Source organism: Sinobacterium caligoides (assembly GCF_003752585.1).
Lineage (GTDB): Bacteria > Pseudomonadota > Gammaproteobacteria > Pseudomonadales > Sinobacteriaceae > Sinobacterium > Sinobacterium caligoides.
Map to the genome: position 1 here is coordinate 45,847 of NZ_RKHR01000009.1, position 21,824 is coordinate 67,670.

Here is a 21,824-nt window from a genome sequence, read left to right on the forward strand (position 1 = left end):
TGTTATCTCCATTATTTTTTTAAAACGTGTTTTATTTTAAGAAAATGAGGCAATGCCTCGGCATTACCCTTAATCGTTCAACCAAGGAAGGCGGTCTAAATCGACATTACCACCGGTAATAATGATGCCAATTCGCTTGCCTTTAAATAATTCGCGATTCTTCAGAATGGTCGCTAAAGGAACCGCACTGCTTGGCTCCATAACGATCTTCATTCGCTTCCAAATCAGCTTCATGGCATCGACAATTTCTTCTTCCGTTGCCGTCAGAATATCGGTGACATGATTGCTGACGAAGTGCCAGGTCAAATCTTTCAGCGGTACTTTAAGACCATCGGCAATGGTGTCTGGTGCATCGTCAGCAATGATGTGACCCGCTTTAAAAGAGCGTGCCGCATCATCCGCATTGAGCGGCTCTGCTGCGTAAATCTTCACCTCTGGCGCAATGTTCGACAGCGCCAAACAGGTGCCTGAAATCATCCCGCCACCGCCAATAGGGGCTACCACCGCATCAAGATTTTCAACTTGCTCGTTTAACTCCATCGAACACGTTGCCTGACCGGCAATGACGCGGGGATCGTTGTAAGGGTGAACAAACTCCGCACCCGATTCAGCGACCACCTTGGCAAAGGTTTCTTCGCGTGAGCTGGTTGACGGCTCACACTCGACAATCACACCGCCGTAACCCTTTACCGCGTCTTTCTTCGCCTGTGGCGCTGTTCGTGGCATGACCACCGTCACCGGAATACCACGTCGACCCGCCGCATAAGAGAGTGACAGTGCGTGATTACCGGACGAGTGTGTTGCCACACCCTTCGCAGCCATCTCATCACTCAAACCAAATACCGCGTTAGACGCGCCGCGCACTTTAAAGGCGCCCGCTTTCTGGAAGTTCTCGCACTTAAAGAACAACTCAGCACCGGTAAGCTCGTTTAAAAAGCTTGAGGTCATTACTGGCGTGCGATGGACATAAGGTGCGATACGCTCCTTGGCAGCCAGCGCATCCTCAAACGTCGGTATGTAGAAAGTCTCGTTGTCACTCATGACGGTCTCCTTGCTTGAGAGATTATTATTTCGCGGTAGTTGTCGAGCGGTAGTATTCCTGCGCCGCAGCAACACCTACACCTAGCTCGATTGGGTAATCGAGGTCTTTCATCGCCATCTCGATGGTCGCGAGGCCTGACAGTGCCTGCACATCCGTCAGCTCACCAAGGTGACCAATGCGGAATGCCTTACCGGCCATCTCACCCAGACCCACACCGAAAGAAACGCCATACTTGTTGAAGGCATGGTTGGTCAGCTCATCGCTGTTAAACCCTTCTGGCACATAGATCGCACTCACCGAGTCGGAGTACAAATCAGGTGACTCGGCGCATAAGCGTAAGCCCCATGCCGCGACGGCAACACGTACCCCTTCAGCGATTCTGAAGTGACGCGAATAGACGTTCTCCAGCCCCTCTTCAAACAACATGTCGAGGCTAGCGCGCAGACCGCTAATCAACTGAATTGGCGGCGTGTAAGGGTAGCCACCGTTCTTGTTGGCCGTGCCCATATCGCGGAAGTCGAAGTAACAACGGCTGCAGCTTGCTGTCTCAACCGCGGCGAGCGCCTTCTGGCTAGTCGCAACAATGGCCATACCGGTCGCTAACATGAAGCCTTTCTGTGAACCGGAAACGGCGAGGTCAACACCCCATGCTTCCATCTGAAAGTCCATGCTAGCCAGCGAGCTCACGCAATCCACATAAAGCATGGCGGGGTGCGAGCTTTTATCCATCGCGCCGCGAACACCGGCAATATCACTCAACACACCCGTGGCTGTTTCATTGTGCGTCGCTAGCACGGCCTTGATCGTATGATCCGTATCCGCCGCTAAGCGTTCAGCGAAAAGGTCTGCCGGTGCGCCGGTACCCCAAGGACATTCGATCACTTCCACATCGAGACCATGACGCTGACACAGGTCGATCCAACGGTGAGAGAACATACCGTAACGAGCAACCAATACCTTATCACCGGGTGACAAGGTGTTAGTGATCGAAGCTTCCCAACCACCGGTACCACTACCTGGGAAGATGAAAACCTGGCCGGTTTCTGTCTTGAACACCTTCTTTAAGTCTTCCAACAAAGGCTGTAGCGACTCGGCAAAGTCAGGGGCTCTATGGTCCGAGGTCTGCACGTTCATCGCTGCACGTAGACGATCGGGAATGTTAGTCGGTCCAGGGATAAATACTGGGTTTTGATTGCGCATGACTGACTCCAATTTTTTTATGATGGATCGAGTATATCCCAGAAGATTATTTTTACAACCACTTTGGAAAACAATTCCATTTTAAATAAAATAACCCTAAATCAGCCATTGATGGGGTTATTCACCGTGCTTATTGACATTTCTCATCGTTAATGGAATTCTATTTCAAACTAAAACTTAATGGCCTAAGTCATTGATGCCAACCATAGCAGGAGGCTCACATGCCAGAGAACACGCCCAAAAAAAGACCCCGCGGCCGCCCCAAGTCAGCAGCCAGCGAGGTGCCAGGCGCCACTATCCAGGCACTCGACCGTGGCATTAACTTATTAATCACCTTGGCGAAAGAGGATGAGGTTAGCCTTACCGACCTCGCCCTAAGCGTCGGTATGCCCCCCTCTACCGCGCACCGCATGCTCGGCACCCTCGAGAAACACGGTTTCGTCGAGCTGGACGCCGCCAGCCAACACTGGTCCGTCGGCGTCGAGGCTTTTCGCGTCGGCAGCGCCTATCTGCGCCGCACCAACCTGGTCGACTCCGCCCGCGGCGCTATGCGCCAGTTAATGGAGCAAACTGGCGAGACCGCCAACTTGGCGATTGCCGACCAGGGCGACGTGGTCTTCGTCAGCCAAGTCGAGTCCCACAACCCGATCAGAGCCTTCTTCCGCCCCGGTACCCGAGGACTGATGCACGCCTCAGGCATCGGCAAAGCGCTACTGGCCAATTTCGACCGCGCCGATGTCGAGAAGATTCTGCATAAAAAAGGCTGCCCGGAGTACACCGAGAAGACCATCACCTCGCCCAGCGCGCTATTCGCTGACTTAGAGGTCATCAAGCAGCGTGGTTGGGCGCTCGATGATCAGGAGCGGTACTCTGGTATGCGCTGCGTCGCGGCCCCCATCTACAACTCATTCTCTGAAGCCATCGCCGGCGTCTCTGTCTCTGGGCCGGCCGTGCGCTTCCCCGATGACGCCATCAACGAGATTGCACCGCTGGTCAAAAAGGCGGCACAAGAAATTACTGACAGCCTAGGTGGCGTCGCCCCCGATTAACGGCTCGCGCTGTCGTAGCAGATTAACGGTCATTCCTGTCGTCTTCGATGAGCGACCACTGCCGTCGTACGCGCCCAATAGCGACAGTCGTCGCTGTCGATGGCCGCGACGACAAAGACATCGAGCCAACCGATCACACCAATAAAAGAGCTATAATATGAAATCACGCAAAATATTAACCTTAGATGAAGCAAAAATTATCGCGGCCGCTGCCGAGGAAGAGGCGGTAAGAAATGGTTGGGTCGTCACGATCTGCATCTGTGATGTGGGTGGCCACCCTATTCTGCTGTACCGCATGAAAGGTGCCACACCGATGAGCGCCATGGTAGCGCCAGAGAAGGCGCGCACCAGCGTGCTAACACGACGCCCCAGCAAGGTCTTCGAGGACATGATCAACCAGGGCAGAATGGCCGCGCTCACCATGCCCGTCACCACCCTTGAAGGTGGCGAGATGGTGATCATTGAGGGCGAATGCATCGGTGGCGTCGGTGTCTCCGGCGTACTGGCGGGACAAGATGCGCAAATCTCACGCGCGGGTGTGACGGCGATTGGTGCCAGTTACGACTTCGACCAATAATTTCAAAAACGTAGCAAAAAAACAGCTTCAAAAACAGCTGCAACGCACACGGATAACAAATACTTTTATCGCCCGCACAGCGGGCCTACTGTATCATCCGTCTGCTGAGATTAAGCAAAAACAGATATAACCCACGACCCACATTTACCAACTGCCTAGCCTATTAATAGCCGCTAGGTAGCCCCCCATCATTGGATTAGGAGTATGCTCATGCATTGGAAAGTTTACTTATCAGGGGAGATTCACAGTGACTGGCGACAGCAAATTATCGATGGCGCCGCAGAACTAAACCTTCCTGTTAGTTTTTATTCTGCCAACACCGACCACGATTCGAGCGATGCCGCCGGCGATTTTCTGGCACCACAGAGTGAAGGTTTTTGGCGCGACCATAAGTCCTCGAAGGTCAACGGTATTCGTACCCGCAGACTGTTAAAGGATTGTGACATCGCGGTTATTCGCTTCGGCGAAAAGTACAAGCAGTGGAATGCCGCCTTCGACGCCGGCGTCTGCGCGGCACTTGGCACACCGTATATCACGCTGCACGACGAGAGCATTATCCATCCACTCAAAGAAGTCGACGCCGAAGCCATGGCCTGGAGCACGACACCGCAACAAGTGGTAGAGATTCTAAAATACACGACCAGCTAGTCGTTGATAGCACCTCAGCAAGGGAAGCAATGATCGTCATTGCTTCCCTTTTTTATCTCTTGTCGACGCCAGGCAAGACCGCATCACCTAGCATGACACAACACAGTCCCTTCCCACGATTAACTTCTCCCTGCCCTTTTACTCAGCCACGAGACGATTGGTTTGATATAGAGCACAACACCCTCTGCTAGATTGCCGATCAGTAATAAATGCGCTTTTTTATCTGTTTGAATCTGCTAACGTCTTTAAGTATTGCAGTCTGTTAACACCCATAACCGACAACGCTTCTTGATTGGAACGCTGTTCTGATCATTAGCCATTATTTTCGTTTTGCATTCTAACCGATACAAAGCACTCCTATTTATTAATGACCAAGGAATACGTTGCCCATGTTGCGATTACTGACCACTTTTCTCTTTGTTAGCCTATTGGCAGGCTGCGGAATCAACACCATCCCGACACTGGATGAGCAAGTTAAGACGGACTGGGCGCAGGTTGAGAACCAATACCAGCGTCGTAGTGACTTGATACCCAACTTAGTCGCTACCGTCAAAGGCTATGCCGCCCACGAGAAGGATACCCTTCAGGCCGTCACCGAGGCGCGTGCAAAAGTCACTTCACAGCAGGGCCAGCCCGACCTAACCAACAACCCTGAGGCAATGCAGCAGTATCAACAGTCACAGCAGCAGCTGGGCTCTGCCTTAAGCCGCCTGATGGTGGTAGTCGAGAAATACCCCGACCTAAAGGCAAACGAGAACTTCTTAGCGCTGCAGTCTCAGCTTGAAGGCACCGAGAATAGAATCGCCGTCGCACGTCGCGACTACATTCAATCAGTGAAAGACTTTAACACCGAGATTCGCACCTTCCCCGGTAAGCTGTGGCACATGACCATGTACAGCGACCTAGAGATGCGTGACACCTACAAGGCCACCACCGAGGGCGCCGACAAAGCACCTGAGGTTACCTTTTAGTGTTGAACAATACGCTATCGGCGTATGTCGCGCGGCTGACCCTGGTGGTCGGCCTGCTCTGTCTGTCCGCGCTGACGCTGGCAGCCCCCAACTTTCCCGCCTTAACCGGCAGAGTCGTCGATCAGGCCAATATGCTCTCCACCTCTACCGAGCAACAGCTCAGTGCCGAGCTTGCCGATAACGAGGCGAAGACGACGAATCAGCTCGTCGTCGTCACCGTCAACGATCTGCAAGGTAACAGCATTGAAGAATATGCCTACCAGCTAGGCCGCGAATGGGGTATCGGTCAAAAAGAGCACGACAATGGCGCCCTGCTACTGATCGCCAAGAGTGAGCGCAAAATTCGTATCGAGGTCGGCTACGGCCTAGAAGGCACACTCACTGATGCCGCGAGTTTCAAGATCATCCATCGCATCATCACCCCCGCATTCAAGCGCGCCGCCTTCGAGCAAGGGATCGTAAGCGGCACCGAAGCGATGATCGCAGCAGCGGGTGGCGAGTACGCCGCCCTGGACACGCCTGATGAAGAAGATAGGAACCTACTGCCTTTCTTCATCATGATCGTTATTGTCATGGTGCTGTTTTCCTCGCGCAGCAATCGCCCCGGCGGCGGCTCTGGCGGCTCACGACGAACGTCTGATTACGCCGGCGGCTTATCCGGTAGCGTGTTTGGGCGCGGCGGTGGCTTTGGTGGCGGTGGCGGCGGTGGTTTCGGCGGCGGTGGCGGCGGTTTTGGTGGCGGCGGCGCCTCGGGAGGATGGTAATGAAACAATTAAAAAACACGCAAGCGGAAGCGGTACGTGCGGCCATCAGCCAGGTGGAGGAAAACACCGATGCCGAGCTAGTGGCGGTACTGGCCCATCAAGCCGATAGCTACCAATTTATCACCACACTATGGGCAGCCTTGGCCGCCCTAATGTTGCCTTCCCTGCTCTGGGTGCTGGGCTTTTGGTTACAGGTGAGCGACATCTTCCTCGTGCAGTTCATCACTATGGTCAGCCTGTTATTGCTGTTTCGCTGGTCGTGGCTGCTGGGTCACATAGTACCAAAATCCGTCCGCCTACAGCGTGCTGCGAGCCTAGCTCGCTGTGAGTATTTACACAATAACTTGCAGCACACCAAGGGTCAGACTGGGGTCTTGATCTTCATCTCTAAGACTGAGCGCTATGTTGAAATTATCGCCGGCCCAGGGATCGATCAGTACGTCGAACAGACGCACTGGAAGTCGATCGTTGATACCTTGACCGAGTCGATTAAGGACGACCGCACGCTGCCAGGCTTAGTCACGGCTATCGAAAGCTGTGGCGAGTTGTTAGCGCAATATGTGCCAGCGACGGAGGCAAAGAATGAGCTACCCAATCATTTGGTGGTACTCAATAAGCGCGGCAAGCGCCTGTTTATGACCGGAGCAGACTAGCGATCTGTAATTGATGAGGCCCATCGCTAGGGTGGGCCTCGATCATTTTATTTCTGTGCGCTGACACCCATCAGGTGCTCGACCTTCACCACGCGTTTAAAACCAGCCGCCTTCAAGCGGCGGATCACCCCATCGACAAAGCTACTGCCCTTATTGACGATATGAGGGTTACCGGTGTAGTGAAATAATCGGCCGCCACCACGCAACACCCGATAGATCTCCCGATAAAACGCTTCGCTATATAGCTCGCCAGCGAGGGAAAAACGCGGTGGATCATGGATGACCGCATCGAAAGAGATCGAAGGCATACTGCCTATTAACTCAAAACTACTGCCCTGACGCTGCACAATCCCCTCTTTGCCTAAATCCTGTGACCAGGGGTTCTGCGCCCGCAAGCCCATCACCTCTGGGCTCAACTCGATCGTCAGTACCTCGCTGGCACCGATTCGATGGGCAGAGATCGCCGCATAGCCAAGGCCGCTGCAGCAATCCAACACCTTGTCACCGGGGCGCACGGCCTGCTGCGCCATCTCGGAGGCGCTAACGAACGGGTCTGTCCCCTTAGAGATGTGCATCTTAACGCCGCTAATTTCTAGTAGAGGCGCGCCGGCCGTCGGCACAAGCTTGTAGTAGCCTGCACTGCGATCCTCTAATGGCGTCATATCGCCATCACAACAGCGGTAAATCCTCTGTGTCTTCTTGACGATTTTTTTGAGTTCGGCAACAGAGAGGCAGTTGTCTTCATCGAGCACGAGCTGCTGGTCGCTTAAGGCAAACTCCGCCTCAGAAAGGTTAAGGTCAGTGGAGAGCCGCACACTCGGCAGGCCTTTCTTAATGGCTTCCAGGGCCTGCTGGGCGTTGCTGGTATGAAGGTAGTAGTTGCGCATATCGTTTGTCTATCTGGTTAAAAATACTGGCCGCATTATACACCCTTCAGCATCGAGGCGCTTGCAGGCCCTACTAGTAGCCTGCTGCCAGTGCTATTTAGCTCAAATAAACAAACTTTGATCCATCAGCCTGCGCTGCGATTTTAGCGATACGTCGCCTATCATCCTGCCCGCTGCCATCCTGCCCGTTACCATCCTGCCACACTTCATCCACACCGCAGCCATACCTCCCTCATACAAAACAGCGACCAAGAAAATACAAGAAAATCAAAAAAACAAAAACTCACAACCACCATCAACCCCTCACTACAAAATACCGGCAACAAGAAAAACATTTTTTTAATCCGCAAAAAATATATAGATTGAAGATAAGAGACCAGCTAAAAGTACGAAGCACACAAAACATAAAAAAAGACAAAACAAGCTACAACCACCGCCACCACTCACAACAAGCACCACCACAGGACAACAACAGAGCAACCTTAACAATCCGTATATTGATTTAATGATTTTTAAAACTTAGTTTTTATTTACCCACAGGAATACGTGGCAAGACAAAAAACAATTACCAAAACTTTAACAAAGCACAAAAACAATCTTGTAGAGAAAGGCAAAAACTTAATATTTTATCTTTAAATTTTACATAATCAAAATGGAACTTAGCTTTATGATAAATATTGGTAATAAGAAGCAAATGACGGGAATAGCGCTGATTGTGGCATCAAGCTTAGCGCAAGCAGCCTATGCAGTAACCCCGCCTGCCGCCAGTGCAATGTATGCGTACACCCCCTTGTCAATTAACAACTTTAAAGTAAAAGCTTCTTCTGGCTGGAGTACCGTACCTGATTTCGTTTGCTGGTCGACGCAACCGGGCACCTACAATGTTGGCTGCAGCTCTGACATTGACTTTGATGGCCCAGTCCCCTCAGGTATTGGCTCATACGATATTAATAAAACCATTCCGCCCGAACTCTTACAAGCCGGCGAAAACACAATTTATGTGACGCAATGCGAAAGCTCTCAAGGCTGGCAAAATTGTGGTGCCACCTTCGAAGAAACGTTTACCTTGGCCAGTAATTTTGACTACGAAAACACCACATCAAACGGCACCGGCGAGCTGGCCAACCTCACAAAAGATAAAATTCCCTACGCAACCGATAGCAATGTCGGCGCTGAGGCAGTAACTGCTGGCAACGACAAAGTGGTCGCAGGATACGTCTCTGAATGGGCGCAATACGACCGCGGCTATGATTTAGAAAAACTCGAGCCAACCGCCTACACCGATTTAATTTATTCCTTTTTTGGCATCTGTGGCGACTTGGGCGTTAGCACTAACACAAGTGTCGACGATGTGTATGCCAACAGAACACTAAAGGCGGAAGATGTCGCTAACGCCTGTAAGGCACGAGGCTTAGCCGATGGCTCAATCGTCATGATTGATGGCTGGGGCGGCTTGCAAAATAAAATTAGCGCGCGCCAAAAGGACAGCGCTGACAATACAGCACTCTACCACGGCGGCACCCCCCTCGACTTCTACGAGGCTGATGGCACCAAGATCACTAAAAACTACCTGAACGCGGAACAATATAATTTGTTCGATAAGACCAACGCAATGGGTCTAATGGGGCAACTGATTGAGCTAAAGAGTCAAAACCCCAATCTAAACGTCTCTGTTAGCATCGGTGGCTGGTCGCTGTCTGAGCCTTACCATCGCATTGCCGCTAGCCCAGAACTGACGGATGTCTTCGCACAATCGATTGTCGATTTTGCCAAGAAATGGTCGTTTGTTGGCGGCTTTGATATCGACTGGGAATTCCCTGGTAGCGGTGGCGCAAGCAATGCCTATTCAGCAGACGACGGCGATAACTTCGTTACGCTAGTGAAGGCCGTCAGAGCCAAGCTGGATGCCAATGGCTTAGACCATATTAAGCTGTCGAGCGCTGTCGGCGCGTCCACGGAGCACATTAATCAGATTGGCAAGGATAACTATAAGGCTTTAGTTTCAGAGACAACCGGGCTAGACCGCTTGTACCTAATGAACTATGACTATTGGGGCGCGGCATTCTCAACAACCTTAGGCCACCAAAGCAACCTGTTTGGCAACTCTTTACCTGGCAACCTAAGCGCGACACAAAACAGTGCCGATAAAGCCATTAAGCTGCTCGAAAGTTACGACGTACCCGCATCGAAGATAGTGATCGGTGTGGCCAACTACTCACGGGGAAAGAATGGCGTCATCGTCACCGCCGGCGAGCCTGGTAGCGCTGATACCAGCACCATTGGTAACGATCCAGAACAGTTTGTTTACGGTACTTACGAGGACTCTATTCTAGAAGGCTACGACCTGTTTGAGCATATTGCTGGCGCGAACCTTCTGGGCGATAAGGGCTTCAGCTTATATACCGATAAAACGGCCAATGCGGATTACTATTACAACAGTGGCTCTGGCGTTTATTACTCCATCGACACCCCAAGAACAGCCGCCTTAAAAGCTCACTATGCCAACGAAAACGGCCTTGCCGGAGCGTTTGTCTGGACCGTCGAATACGACTACAAAGGCCAGACAGTCAACACGCTGAATGAAGCGCTAGGTAAGACGATAACCAGTGAAATGAGCGCTCCCGGTGATCGTGCGCTGAAAGCTAGCACCTGCGGCATCAACGTCGACTCGGTAGAATGTGAGACGCTCAACAACCAGCACTAACCGGGTGTTTCCCCCTAAAAAAAGAGGAGCCTTTTGGGCTCCTTTTTTTGTGTCTGTCATAACACTCGCCTGCACACCGCAGGGTGAGGTCTTGGGTTTTGCCGCAACTCAGCTGACTTAAGCGTAATGTGACCTTATAGCGATGGGTGTCACTCTAACGTTTATGGGTTTTACCCTAATTACATTGTCACACTAAAACGTTAACGTGCTTAGAGGGTCGTATTCACAAGGCCTGTCCTCTATTTTTTATTGTCATAAAAATACCGCGCCCCAAACGGGGCGCGGCATAAGCAGTCGAACTATAAAGGATAAACTACCGTTAATAAAGCACAATGCCACCTGAAACTTACTAACGATACTATTATAACGAAGAAGCACGCCCTTCCCTCAGCAATCAATAAAACTAACGATAGGGATTTTCGACAGTTGATTCGCTTAGAGTCGCCGATAGCGGGTAGATACGACAAATGTGAACTAGACCCCCTTCACTAGACGAGGTTCGGCATCAAACCACTAGCGAGCAAATAATCCCTCGCGATACAATAACGATTAAGCTATGCCGGATTGGCAGCTAACAATAAACATTAAAAATATAAGCTAACAATAAAGAGTAATGTTCATGCCGTTTAGTACCACAAAGATTGCCGCGATCACTTTTGCATCGCTATTTTCTCTCTCTGCCCTGGGCCAACAGGACCGTGCTGCCGAAGCACCGAAAGCCCTCCCCGAAAATGAATGGAACATACTGGCAGGCGTCACCAGCTTCGACAGTGACTTCGCCGATAGCCTGGGTGTCGACGACACCGGCTATCTGGTCGGTGCCGCTTATACAGGATACTTTTCCTTCCTACGCTATAGTGCTGGAGGGGCGCTGATCATTCTGGATGATAAAGCAGAGTTTACCCAACGCGTCGAAAACGTCTTCGGCGGTGACGAGAGAGATGAAGACTCCTCCATTGATGCCGGCATGCTATTCGCCGAGATCGGCAGCCAATACGCTTTTGGCAATAATGATCGAGCCACTGTCGGCATGATGGCCGGCTATAGCTACTTCGATGTCGAGCGTAGCATCAGCTTATGCCAAGATTGTCGTGAGGATGATATCGAAGTAGAGAGCTCTTTCTACCTGAAGCCTTTTGTGGCCTATCGGTTTACCGACTCCTTCCTCGTACGCTTAGAGTACACCAACTACCAGGAAGAGCAGAGCTTTGAAAACGCCATCACGCTGAACTTCAGCATCCTATAAGCTGCCCGGCGGTGCCCCGTGCGCCGCTTCTTTTTGATTGCTTAGCAAAGCGCTTGCCCTTAACGGCGTCTCTATATGATTCCCCCGCACACCTCCCCCCCACGCCCCCACGCCCCCACGCCCCCACGCCCCCACGCCCCCACATATTTTATTTTGCTATCGCCCTTTTATGACAAAAATATTACAGGTAAATCTGGTATAAAATTCAGCAGGTTTTTCACGCCACGAGAGACGAATGAAGCCTATAGGACGCGTGACACCACAGTCCATTATCAATAGCCGTTCCATAATGGGATTCAGCAATCAAAATCAAAGAATACGCATTGATTTTCTTGCTAGATTGATCGTTAAGATGAAGTCTCTGCGCACTATAAAGCGAGGCTCGGTCGCCGCCCTAATCGGGGCTAATAATGAATACTACACTTGGTAATATCCTCCCCTTAAATGAAGGAGGTGCATTAGCAATTATCGTCGCTAGTGTTGGATGCAATAGAAGGAGTCGTTTGTGGAGTGGTTTTTGGGGACCGTTATAGGTTTTATCATTGGCAGTGAGCTGTTCTTAGGGGCGCTGCCCGGTGCAGCAATAGGCTCAGCAATAGGCTTCTTGCTCGGCAAGATCAACCAGCTGAGTAAGCAGAGCGTCGGCCTGCAACGAGAGCTCACCGAACTGAAGCAGAGAGTAAGCACGCTGCTTAAGCAAGACGAAGACACTCAACCCGAGGGCAGTCACGTCAAGCAGGAAAGCCCTGAGAAACAGACCGCTGCCCCTCCTCCTCAACCCGCCATCAAAGCGGTGGAGGTTCCCGAGGCAGAAGCGCTCGTTAGCCCACCGGTTGATCATCGACAAGAGGAAACCAAGCTTGCTACGGATGAAACCACCGCCGCCGCGGAAGACGCCCCCTTACAGTCAGCGCAAGCCGACTCCCAGCCCAGCTTCGCTGATACTTTGGCTAAAAACAGCAACGCCGCTGTCGACTACGTTAAATCGTTAGTTGGAAAAGTTAACGTTGTTACCCGCGTCGGAATCGTGGTGCTATTTTTTGGTGTCGCCTTCCTATTAAAGTATACCGTTGAGAATTTTTCCGTGCCGATCGAGGCCCGCCTGCTAGCGGTTGCTGCCGGGGCTGCAGCGCTACTCTTTTTTGGCTGGAGGCTGCGCGAAAAGCGCCAAGACTACGCCGTATTAATACAGGGCGCTGCCGTCGGCCTGTTGTATTTAGTCACCTACACAGCACTGAGCCTATACCAGCTATTGCCAATGAGCGCAGGCTTTCCCCTGATGCTGCTTATTTCGCTCTTTACGGTCTTTCTCGCCCTCAAGCAGGATGCGAAAGGACTCGCCATGTTTGCAATTTTAGGCGGTTTTCTCGCGCCGATACTGACTTCCACAGGCTCTGGCAGCCATGTCATGCTGTTTGGTTATTATGCGATACTCAATGTAGGTATTGTTTTGATTACCTGGTTTAAATCGTGGCGATACCTGCCGTTAATGGGCTTTGTCTTTACTTTTTTAATCGGTGCAGCCTGGGGTGCGACCCAATACCGCCCCGAGCACTTTGCTTCCACCGAGCCCTTCCTCATTTTGTTTATGCTGTTTTATATCGCCGTCGTGTTGATGTTTGCCCTGCGCAAACGTTGGCAGCATGCCCCGGTATTTGATGGCCTGTTGGTCTTTGGCCCCCCTGCGATTGGCATGGGGCTACAATCACAGCTTGTACAACACACCCAATACGGTATGGCCTGGAGCGCCCTCGGCTTTGGCCTCTGTTATTTAGCAATCGTTAAATACTGGAATAAAGCACTGACTGAGCAGTCACCACTATTGAAAGAGTGCTTTCTCGCGATCGGTTTAGTGTTGGTCTCCCTCGCGGTTCCCTACGCTTTTGACGCCGATCTCACCGCGTTGATTTGGACGCTTGAAGGTCTCGGCGGGTTTTGGCTTGCTGTTCGCCAGCAACGTTACTGGGCATCTCTACTCGCCTTATTAGTCCAGCTCGGGGCTGGCCTATTCTGGCTGCTTGGCTGGATCTTTGACGCCTCACCTAGCGGTGAGTACCTGTTTGCCAACTTAGCTTACTTCAACGCCGCCTTAATCGCCCTGGCCGGCCTGTACAGCGCTTGGTTATTACAAGCGCAGCCCAGCAGCTTTCGCCTACGCAGCTGCCACTGGCCAATACTGGCTTGGGGACTACTGTGGTGGTATGCCGCCGCCGCCTGGCAACTTGAGAGCCATCTCGACCAAAGCTATCTGCCTGCTGCTGCACTCTTATTCATCAGCGCAAGCGCCTTGCTGCTACAGGGGGTACGCCGTCGATTCAACTGGCAGGCTGTGTTACCGATGATACTCGCACTATTGCCTATGATGTTGTTGCTAGCCATGTCGACCATCGCCATTGTCCAGCGTCCCTCGCAGTCATTAGGCTTCCTCGCCTGGCCGATCGCCATTCTCAGCCTGTATTGGCTGTACAATAAAACGGATATTTTTCAGGGCAAAGTCAGCCAACAAGAAGCCAGTTCCCATGCCACAGCCTTTTTACTGGCTGTCGCTCTGCTCAGCTGGGAGATCGTCGCAAGAATCAACGCCCTCAACTGGGAAGTTATATCTGGCATTCAAGGGACTACAGGAATACACAGCTGGCCTCTGATCGGTGGAGGCATACCGGCCTTGGCTGCCGCATGGCTGATTACAAAAGTCAGGTTCTGGCGTATTGAACTCGACACCGTCTATCGTCAGGTTGTGTCAGCGATACTCTATGCGGGGCTTTTGATTAACGTACTCATCTGTTGCCTCATAAAACCCGATATCTCACCACTCAATTACTGGCCACTATTGAATCCGTTAGATCTGTGGCAAATAGCTGTTATCGCTTCCGCCGCACTGTGGTGGATGAAGACATCCAATAAAATACCCGATCCCCTCTACGCCAATGCTGGCTGGTGGCTGCTCGCTGCCATCAGCTTTATTTACGTGAATACGTTATTACTACGCATTATCCATATCACGAGTGGCATCCCCTTCGACCTCAACATACTAATGCAGGCCGACATCGTGCAGACGGCGCTGTCGATACTTTGGACGACAATAGGCGTCGCCCTCTTCGCCGCGACGAAGTACTGGCAGAAGAGAGCCTTGTGGTTAGTCGGCGTCGGGCTATTTGCCGTGGTGGTGATCAAACTCTTTGCCGTGGATCTGGCAAACAGCGGTACGGTGGCAAGAATCGTGTCGTTTATCGCGGTGGGCGTATTGCTGCTCGCGGTAGGCTACTTGGTGCCGATCCCCGATAAAGAGGAGGAGGCAGAGGCAGAAGCTGAGGCTTAACACCAACCGCTGACGGAGCGCCACGCTCCGTCAGCTTTTCTCCCCTTTTACTGCTCCCATAGCTTCTCTAAAGATTGAAATAGCGGCTCGTTAGCGTAGAGTAGCTGCCCAAGATAAAAATAACATAGATAAGACGTTAGTAACGTCTCAAGGTAGTGCACGATGCAAATTAAAATAAGTAAGCACTTAGCTTCAACAATGAAAAGAATTCTTCCTCTGCTACTCACAGTGTTTCTCTTTGGCTGCAGCACTTCTGCGCCAACAACAACTGAGAGGAACAGCCAAAAAGTCGATCAAAATAAACACTCACTTACCAAAAACCTCATGCCTAAGTATGGTAACTGGTGTGGCGCTAATCACCCTGAAGACATTAACAATGCCGAACAGCCAATTAACTCACTCGATGAGGCCTGTATGCGTCATGATTATTGTTACGGGAAATCAGGCTACTTCGACTGCACCTGTGATGCAGCTTTAAACGACGAAATCATTAGTGGTTTAAAAAACGGCCTTTATAGCGGCCAAGAAAAGGTTTTTGCACGATCTGTTCACCTTTATTTCAATGGCTCTCCCTGCAACGGTGACCACAGCACGAAAGTAGCCCCCTCTCGCTTTCTACATAACATCGTCAAGGGTGTAGGCCACACCTCCAGCAATATCGTCAACAATATCAGTAATAAATCTACTGCCATTATTAACAAACTGCCTACTACCCAAGAACTAGCTGATGACGATAGTGAATAACCAACGAAGTCATCAACCACTTGGGAGCTCCAATATGGATGATTATCGCCAGATTGAAACACTGATTTATCGCTATGCCGAGCTGATCGACGCAGGCAAACTAACAGAGTTAGCCAAACTATTCCGCCTTGCCGAGTTTTATCGCGCGGATGGCGAACTTAGCGCCCGCGGTGAAGAGGCGTTTCTCGCACTGCAACAACGTGCCGTCAGACTCTACAACAACGGCACCCCCTGCACGAAGCACGTCACCAGCAACGTCATCATCGAACTGAGCCCATCGAGCCACAGCGCAACGGCACGCTCTTATTTTAGCGTTTTGCAAGCTGTAGAAGGCTTTCCATTACAAACAATCATCGCCGGTCGGTACCTCGACAGCTTTGCTCGTATCGAAGGTGTTTGGCAGTTCAAAAAACGGCAGGTCATACCCGAGCTTATTGGCGACCTCAGCCACCACCTGCTCTTTGACATCACAACTGAGCAGCAATAAAGCGCAACTGTTAGCGACGCGCTGTTTATTGAGTTAGTTGTTGCAGATGCTTAATCAACAACTGATTCACCTGCTCTGGCTTTTCTAATTGCACCAAGTGACCGGCACCGGCAATCATCTCGACCGCCCGAAGATCAGGGAACTGCGCGCGCATCAGCTCAATCGGGCTGTCGCCGTGAAAGCCCTCTAGGTCACAGTCTAACTCACTGCCGATAAAGCACGCAGGTACGCTGCTCTGTTTGCCCTCCTGCGCTTTGCGCTGCTGCCACTTCAAGTCCATTGAGCGATACCAGTTCAACCCACCGGTAAAACCAGAGCAGCTATATTCCGTGACAAAGACCTCCATCGCCTGCTCATCCATCCAGGGCCAGGGCAACGGTGGTGGCTCTGGCAGCGCATCAAGGTAAGCGGTGCCGGGCGGATGCTGCCACACATCGAGATAGTGGTAGTCACCACTGAGCGCGTAAAACACCTTGGTCAGAAACTCACGAGGGGCTGCATTTAACGCCTGATCAGCCATCCCCGGTTGACGAAAATACTCAATATGCACGAAGTGATTTTTCGCCATCTCCGCGTACTCTATCAATGGAGGGATATCGGGGTTATGCGGTGCTGCCGGGTTTTCTAAGCCGATCACCGCCAACAGACGCTCTGGCGCATGAAAGGCGAGATCATAGGCCGCAAAGGCACCGAAATCTAAGCCAACGAAGACTGCCTGCTCGATCTCGAGATGATCGAGAAGCCCTAGTAAGTCTCGGTTAATCTGGTCAATGCCGTAGGCCGCCACCTCACTCGGTGCGCTCGTCTGCCCCATGCCCCTTAAATCTGGCGCAATAACACGATAGCCCGCCTCTGCTAATACAGGGATTTGATGGTGCCAACTGAACCAGCAGTGAGGAAAGCCGTGGCAGAGCACCACCGGCACCCCCTGCCCCTGCTCGACATAATGCACCGTCAGTCCATTGATCTCGGCGTAGTGATGCTGCCAGTTGCTCATGTTATATCCCTATATTTATTATGGTTATATTAATTGCACTAGAAAGCTAGCATAAGATAGCCAGCAATAAGCCGCTAGCCATAAAAGAGCGGGAGATTAAGGAAAATGTGGGAAAGACTACGGCTATGATAATTCGTTAGGTGATCGAAACGAGAATTACAACCAGGTCGGATTCCGTTACAATTCAAACAGAATAGTAATAACAAGCGGCTTATATAGCCGGCCTTTACCCATGGAAATAGAATAATATGACGCCATTGAAGTATAGCCTAATCATCGTACCCGCTCTCATTGCAACACCTTCCTTTGCCGATGAGAATAGCTCGGGGCTCTATTTAGGGCTTAAAGCAAACTACTCGCAATATGAAAACTTAAAGCTCGAGCGCCACTTTGACGAAAACTCATGGCCACTTGTAAATACGCAGGGAGTGGGGTTGTTAGTGGGCTACCAGTTTACAGACTATCTATCAGCAGAGGTGGAATATGCCGAGTTTGACACCGAAACTAAAAATGATGAAGTGAATGACTGTCTTAATATAGCCTTACCATGTACTACCGCCCCCGCCCTTGTTGAGTCCAGATCATACGCTGCGTATATAGCCTACAGAGGCCTAGGTAAATATTATCTAAAGGGCAAAATAGGTTATCAATATACTGAAAATGAGGTGATCTTTGAAAGGTCCGACGTCACATTAGACACAGTATACCAAGTCAGCCTTGTTAGCGGCGTGGGTGCTGGCTTACGCCTAAACAACGTATCGCTTGAGGCAGAATACACCTATTCCAGCCGATCGGTCAGCTACGTCAGCGCAGGGGCCTTCTATCATTTTTAAGCGCCGTACCGAACCCTGCCGACAGCTGACCTCGGCAGCAGGCGTATCAGATCGACTCAATACTCTAGGCCTCGCCAATTTTGAGAAAAACCTGAATATAATAGGCGATTACATGCATTAGGTTTCTATCGTTTGATGAACAAGACAGTCATAAATAATTATCAACGTCCATCAAACGGTCATATTTTTATGCGATAATCAGTCGTCGTCATCGGGGAAGGACTCCCCAATAAGCCACTCGTCTAAAAGGAGTTAAACATGGCCCTACTCAACGAAGTTAAAACGATTCTCGACACCTTAGCCCCCCACGGCTGGGAAGATTTTTTCCGTCATCATGGGCTTAATATTACCCGCTCAGATCTCGCCAGCGAGCTCTCTCGTGACCTTTCAACATCCATCGACCGAGCGTTTACCGGCGTAGAAGACTTCGCCTTCGAGGGCCACCAGGCCATTACCCCCGGCTGCCCTGCGCACAGTTTTCTCTATCACGCACTGGCCTCGCCGCAGGTGCAATACGTCGATCAGCAGCAGAGCCGCGTTTTTAGCCTTTACCCGAGCGTCGAGCAACTCGCTATTATCGAGAACTACATCTACGCACAGAGCCAGAGCTCTTTAGAGTTTCTGCAAAAAGTCCATGGCGACATCGCCGTTGTCATTTTCAGCCATCAATATCGCCCCGCCGCCAGCACCGGTCACAAAAAACACGCCGACACTGTCTTCAGCCGTACCGGTATTGCACGCATCGGTACCGCCCCCGCGCTGTATGATGAGGCCGCGCGAAGCTACACTCCGCTGGTAAGCGATGAGCCACACAAGGTGCGCGTACTGCCAGCAGCCTACGACGCCTACCTTGCCGTCAAAGTCCCGGGTTCTAAGGCGTTGCTTGGCCAACGCCTCAATGCAAACCCACAACAAGCCGGTGACTCTAAAGACGAGGATTTACTCTTTTGGCGGCCACTGCATAAATTATTCGCAGGGACAGAGTGCCTACAGGGCATCGATCTCAAGCTCGATTATCGCGCTTTCCATAGCAACGAGAAAATCCGCCGTATCCACAAATTCTTAAGCAACGATCTAGACGTTGATACAGGCTCTATCGCCTCTGAGCATACTAGCTACCCCTTTAAGTTCAGCCATGATATTGCCGACTTCAAAGCACAGGCCGTTGTTCCCATCGCACACACCGCAGTCGTTGAGCCCGCCGAAGAAAACGGCAACCTGTTCAGCCTCAAGAAAAGCTTCGAGTTACCACGCTCCAGCGACGACAACTCCGCCAAACTGTTTAGCTCCAGCTTGGAAATGCGTGCAGACAAGCGCCACGGCATGCCTCGTCTGGTGCCTGAATATGCCCACATTCGCTCTAAAGTGAGTGCCGACAATCAGGTGCAAGACCTCAACGAAGAAGCTCAAGTCTTGGCCACACTCGGCAGCACAGAGTTTGACGCATTGCATTATGTCGATTATTCCGGCGATGGTTACGTCAGCGTCGACGTAAAATCCACCAGGCTAGCCCACTTACCGGTGATCAGCGCCTACTCCATCGTCTCGCCGCCCGACTACTTTCCCTACTGCCATCAATCAGACCTGTTTGACGCCCTACAATATCGTGGCATCTGGCGGACACAGCCACTCACGCTGGCCGATACCCGCATGCCGCCCAATATCCAATCTCACCGTGAACTGCGCGGCCAAGACACCACCGGCACCGCGTTAGTCAACGCCACCGACATAGACGACACCACTGAGCAGACACGCTTCAGTACACGACAACCCACTCGCCAGGTCTCCTTCTTGCCCGACGCTGCCGCAGGTATCTTTGCCCCCGGCTGGGACACCAGCTTTGACCAGACCATTGTAGAAGGAGAAACGGTACGGCACCTCGCCGCCTACGGCCTCGGCAGCCCATTCCCAGAAGACGCCAAGCTTTGCGCCGCCTTAAGCTCCTTCTGGCCTGCCGTAGCACCGGATATTTCCCATAGCTTCTGGCCGGTTAATTTCCCCACGGTCATTCCTCTCACCGATTACGAAACCGGTAGCGATGGCGGCATCGGCTGGGACGGCGAGCAAGGCCCCCGTCTTGAGCTCGCCCCCGACGGCAGACAAACACTACTCTACAAGAAGTTCGATTATGTCGATTACACCTTGAACGCACTGCACAACCGTTTCGACTACCACCGCTTAGCCGCCATTGACTCTAACGCCTATCTCGAGCGCGCAGAGAATTATGCGTTGATTCAACAACACTTGCGTGAAAATACCCCCGCAAGCATCGCCAATAACGCCAAGCTGATCAGCTACAACATCGAAGGTGAGGGCGATAACGTCGTCCATCATTATCGCTTTGCGACTTTTGAAGCCGGCAGCGTTACCGCCGTAGGCCGCTCGCATATCCGTGTCGGATTGCAACAACAACTAGCCTTTAGCATCAATACACATAACGTCATCAGTGAGCAAGAGCTATCTAATGAGGCCGTAAGCCTCGCATGAAGATTGTCATTGTAGGTGCCGGCCCAGCCGGCACCGCTTGCGCTATCGCCCTACTTCAAGCGGGGCATCAGGTCAGTATTATCGACAAATCGTCCTTCCCCCGCCCTGCCCCCGGAGAGACCTTGCACCCAGGGGTCGAGCCACTGCTCCAGCAGCTGGGCGTATTGGGAAAGCTCAAACAGTATGACTTTCTGCGTATGGACGGTGTGCTGAGCCGGCGGGGTGATGGTGAAATCTTTATGCCCTATCATGACAATGAGCAATGGCAGGGCTATCAATTTATCCGTGAGGATTTCGATATGGCTTTACTCGCGCATGCGCAGTCTTTAGGCGCCGAGTTTTATCAAGCCAACCCGCAATCAATTGAGCACGATAATAATGGCTGCATTATCGCCCTGCACTGCGCTGAAAAACGCTTTGAGGCGGACTATTTCATCGATGCTAGCGGCCAGCGACGCTGGTTAACGCAAAGCCTCAACATTGGAACAAGCCCGCACTCTCATCAGCATATCGTCTATTATGGGCAGCTAATCGTAGACGTTAGCGAACGTTATCATAGGCCAGAAATGACCTGGGATGAGGCAGGCTGGACCTGGATCGCCCGCATCAAGAACGATCGCTTAAGTTGGGCAAGACTCGACATACACGGCCACGAGCGCAAACCCCGCAACTGGCTTCCCACGCAGCTACATCAGTATGCCGGAATGAATTTCAGCATCCGACAGGCCCGCGATATGACCTGGCGTATTGTCGACACGCCATCACAAGCGAACTATTTTGCCGTCGGCGATGCCGCCTTTGTGCTCGACCCGGCCTCCTCTCACGGCGTGCTTAAAGCGCTGATGAGCGGCATCATGGTCAGCCATCTAATCGATAACGTCGGTACTCTCGGCAATGAAGCCCATACCATTTATGCGCAATGGCTCAAGCAGTGGTTCGAGGGCGATGTGACGAAGCTCAGAGCGTTGTATCAGAATAACCACGGAAGCTAATTGCGCTCATTAAAGCGGAAACGATTAGCGCCCTCCCTATCTCGCTCACGAAGCGTTCGTTAATCACTGTACAACCCAGCCAGCATCAACAAAGATTGAATTATTCAGAATTCCTGACCTTTGATAATAAAAATAATGATGACGATCAGCCTAGCCACAATATGGAGCATCAACGCGCCTGCTATAGCGTGTCATTTATCACAGAATATTGTAGTTTTTAACCT

General features: G+C 51.6%; 19 protein-coding genes. 14 read left to right on the forward strand and 5 right to left on the reverse strand.

Annotation, left to right across the window (positions count from 1 at the left end; translation table 11 throughout):
* Positions 1–69: 69 nt before the first annotated feature.
* Complete coding sequence (bhcB, locus tag EDC56_RS18400) at positions 70–1,041, reverse strand: beta-hydroxyaspartate dehydratase BhcB (protein WP_123714060.1); 972 nt, start codon at positions 1,039–1,041, stop codon at positions 70–72.
* A gap of 25 nt (positions 1,042–1,066) precedes the next feature.
* On the reverse strand, positions 1,067–2,242 hold the full coding sequence (gene bhcA, locus EDC56_RS18405) for an L-aspartate--glyoxylate aminotransferase BhcA (protein ID WP_123714061.1): 1,176 nt from the start codon (positions 2,240–2,242) through the stop codon (positions 1,067–1,069).
* 221 nt (positions 2,243–2,463) lie between these two features.
* On the opposite strand from bhcA, the gene bhcR reads away from it, so the two are divergent.
* Positions 2,464–3,291, forward strand: a complete 828-nt coding sequence (bhcR, locus tag EDC56_RS18410; RefSeq protein WP_123714062.1) for an HTH-type transcriptional regulator BhcR — start codon at positions 2,464–2,466, stop codon at positions 3,289–3,291.
* A gap of 29 nt (positions 3,292–3,320) precedes the next feature.
* On the opposite strand, the gene EDC56_RS19715 is transcribed toward bhcR, so the two are convergent.
* Positions 3,321–3,458, reverse strand: a complete 138-nt coding sequence (locus EDC56_RS19715; protein WP_162844245.1) for a hypothetical protein — start codon at positions 3,456–3,458, stop codon at positions 3,321–3,323.
* Here EDC56_RS19715 and EDC56_RS18415 point away from each other — a divergent pair.
* The 5 genes from EDC56_RS18415 (at position 3,449) to EDC56_RS18435 (ending at position 6,904) form a co-directional block, all read left to right on the forward strand.
* Positions 3,449–3,868 carry a GlcG/HbpS family heme-binding protein gene (locus EDC56_RS18415; protein WP_123714063.1) on the forward strand — a complete coding sequence of 140 codons (420 nt, stop codon included), beginning with the start codon at positions 3,449–3,451 and terminating at the stop codon, positions 3,866–3,868. The genes EDC56_RS19715 and EDC56_RS18415 overlap by 10 nt on opposite strands.
* A 210-nt stretch (positions 3,869–4,078) precedes the next feature.
* Positions 4,079–4,516: a YtoQ family protein gene (locus EDC56_RS18420; RefSeq protein WP_123714093.1), complete on the forward strand. Its 438-nt coding sequence runs from the start codon at positions 4,079–4,081 to the stop codon at positions 4,514–4,516.
* A gap of 389 nt (positions 4,517–4,905) precedes the next feature.
* Entirely contained in the window at positions 4,906–5,487 is a 582-nt protein-coding gene (locus tag EDC56_RS18425; RefSeq protein ID WP_123714064.1) for a LemA family protein, read from the forward strand.
* Entirely contained in the window at positions 5,487–6,251 is a 765-nt protein-coding gene (locus EDC56_RS18430) for a TPM domain-containing protein (protein WP_245980747.1), read from the forward strand. Before EDC56_RS18425 ends, EDC56_RS18430 begins: the two co-directional genes overlap by 1 nt.
* Positions 6,251–6,904, forward strand: a complete 654-nt coding sequence (locus tag EDC56_RS18435) for a TPM domain-containing protein (protein WP_123714065.1) — start codon at positions 6,251–6,253, stop codon at positions 6,902–6,904. Before EDC56_RS18430 ends, EDC56_RS18435 begins: the two co-directional genes overlap by 1 nt.
* Before the next feature lie 47 nt (positions 6,905–6,951).
* On the opposite strand, the gene EDC56_RS18440 is transcribed toward EDC56_RS18435, so the two are convergent.
* The gene (locus EDC56_RS18440; protein ID WP_123714066.1) at positions 6,952–7,791 is read right to left on the reverse strand and encodes a class I SAM-dependent methyltransferase; all 840 of its coding nucleotides are present in this window, start codon (positions 7,789–7,791) and stop codon (positions 6,952–6,954) included.
* A 667-nt stretch (positions 7,792–8,458) separates the two neighbouring features.
* Here EDC56_RS18440 and EDC56_RS18445 point away from each other — a divergent pair.
* From EDC56_RS18445 to EDC56_RS18465, 5 genes are all read left to right on the forward strand, one after another.
* On the forward strand, positions 8,459–10,495 hold the full coding sequence (locus EDC56_RS18445) for a glycoside hydrolase family 18 protein (RefSeq protein WP_162844246.1): 2,037 nt from the start codon (positions 8,459–8,461) through the stop codon (positions 10,493–10,495).
* Between the two features lie 619 nt (positions 10,496–11,114).
* Positions 11,115–11,741 (forward strand): porin family protein, encoded by a 627-nt coding sequence (locus EDC56_RS18450; RefSeq protein WP_148059462.1) that lies wholly within the window; start codon positions 11,115–11,117, stop codon positions 11,739–11,741.
* 505 nt (positions 11,742–12,246) lie between these two features.
* On the forward strand, positions 12,247–15,060 hold the full coding sequence (locus EDC56_RS18455) for a DUF2339 domain-containing protein (RefSeq protein ID WP_123714069.1): 2,814 nt from the start codon (positions 12,247–12,249) through the stop codon (positions 15,058–15,060).
* 162 nt (positions 15,061–15,222) lie between these two features.
* The gene (locus EDC56_RS18460; RefSeq protein WP_148059463.1) at positions 15,223–15,804 is read left to right on the forward strand and encodes a phospholipase A2 family protein; all 582 of its coding nucleotides are present in this window, start codon (positions 15,223–15,225) and stop codon (positions 15,802–15,804) included.
* Between the two features lie 34 nt (positions 15,805–15,838).
* A complete protein-coding gene (locus tag EDC56_RS18465; protein ID WP_123714071.1) occupies positions 15,839–16,291 on the forward strand; it encodes a nuclear transport factor 2 family protein in 453 nt (150 codons plus the stop codon).
* Positions 16,292–16,316: 25 nt separating this feature from the next.
* On the opposite strand, the gene EDC56_RS18470 is transcribed toward EDC56_RS18465, so the two are convergent.
* Positions 16,317–17,288 (reverse strand): alpha/beta fold hydrolase, encoded by a 972-nt coding sequence (locus tag EDC56_RS18470; RefSeq protein WP_123714072.1) that lies wholly within the window; start codon positions 17,286–17,288, stop codon positions 16,317–16,319.
* A gap of 248 nt (positions 17,289–17,536) precedes the next feature.
* Between EDC56_RS18470 and EDC56_RS18475 the strand changes: the two genes are divergently transcribed.
* The 3 genes from EDC56_RS18475 to EDC56_RS18485 all read left to right on the forward strand — a co-directional run bounded on the left by EDC56_RS18475 (position 17,537) and on the right by EDC56_RS18485 (position 21,600).
* The gene (locus tag EDC56_RS18475; protein WP_123714073.1) at positions 17,537–18,121 is read left to right on the forward strand and encodes an outer membrane beta-barrel protein; all 585 of its coding nucleotides are present in this window, start codon (positions 17,537–17,539) and stop codon (positions 18,119–18,121) included.
* Between the two features lie 258 nt (positions 18,122–18,379).
* The gene (locus EDC56_RS18480) at positions 18,380–20,608 is read left to right on the forward strand and encodes a hypothetical protein (protein ID WP_123714074.1); all 2,229 of its coding nucleotides are present in this window, start codon (positions 18,380–18,382) and stop codon (positions 20,606–20,608) included.
* The gene (locus EDC56_RS18485) at positions 20,605–21,600 is read left to right on the forward strand and encodes an NAD(P)/FAD-dependent oxidoreductase (RefSeq protein ID WP_123714075.1); all 996 of its coding nucleotides are present in this window, start codon (positions 20,605–20,607) and stop codon (positions 21,598–21,600) included. The genes EDC56_RS18480 and EDC56_RS18485 overlap by 4 nt, the downstream gene beginning before the upstream one ends.
* Positions 21,601–21,824: the final 224 nt, after the last annotated feature.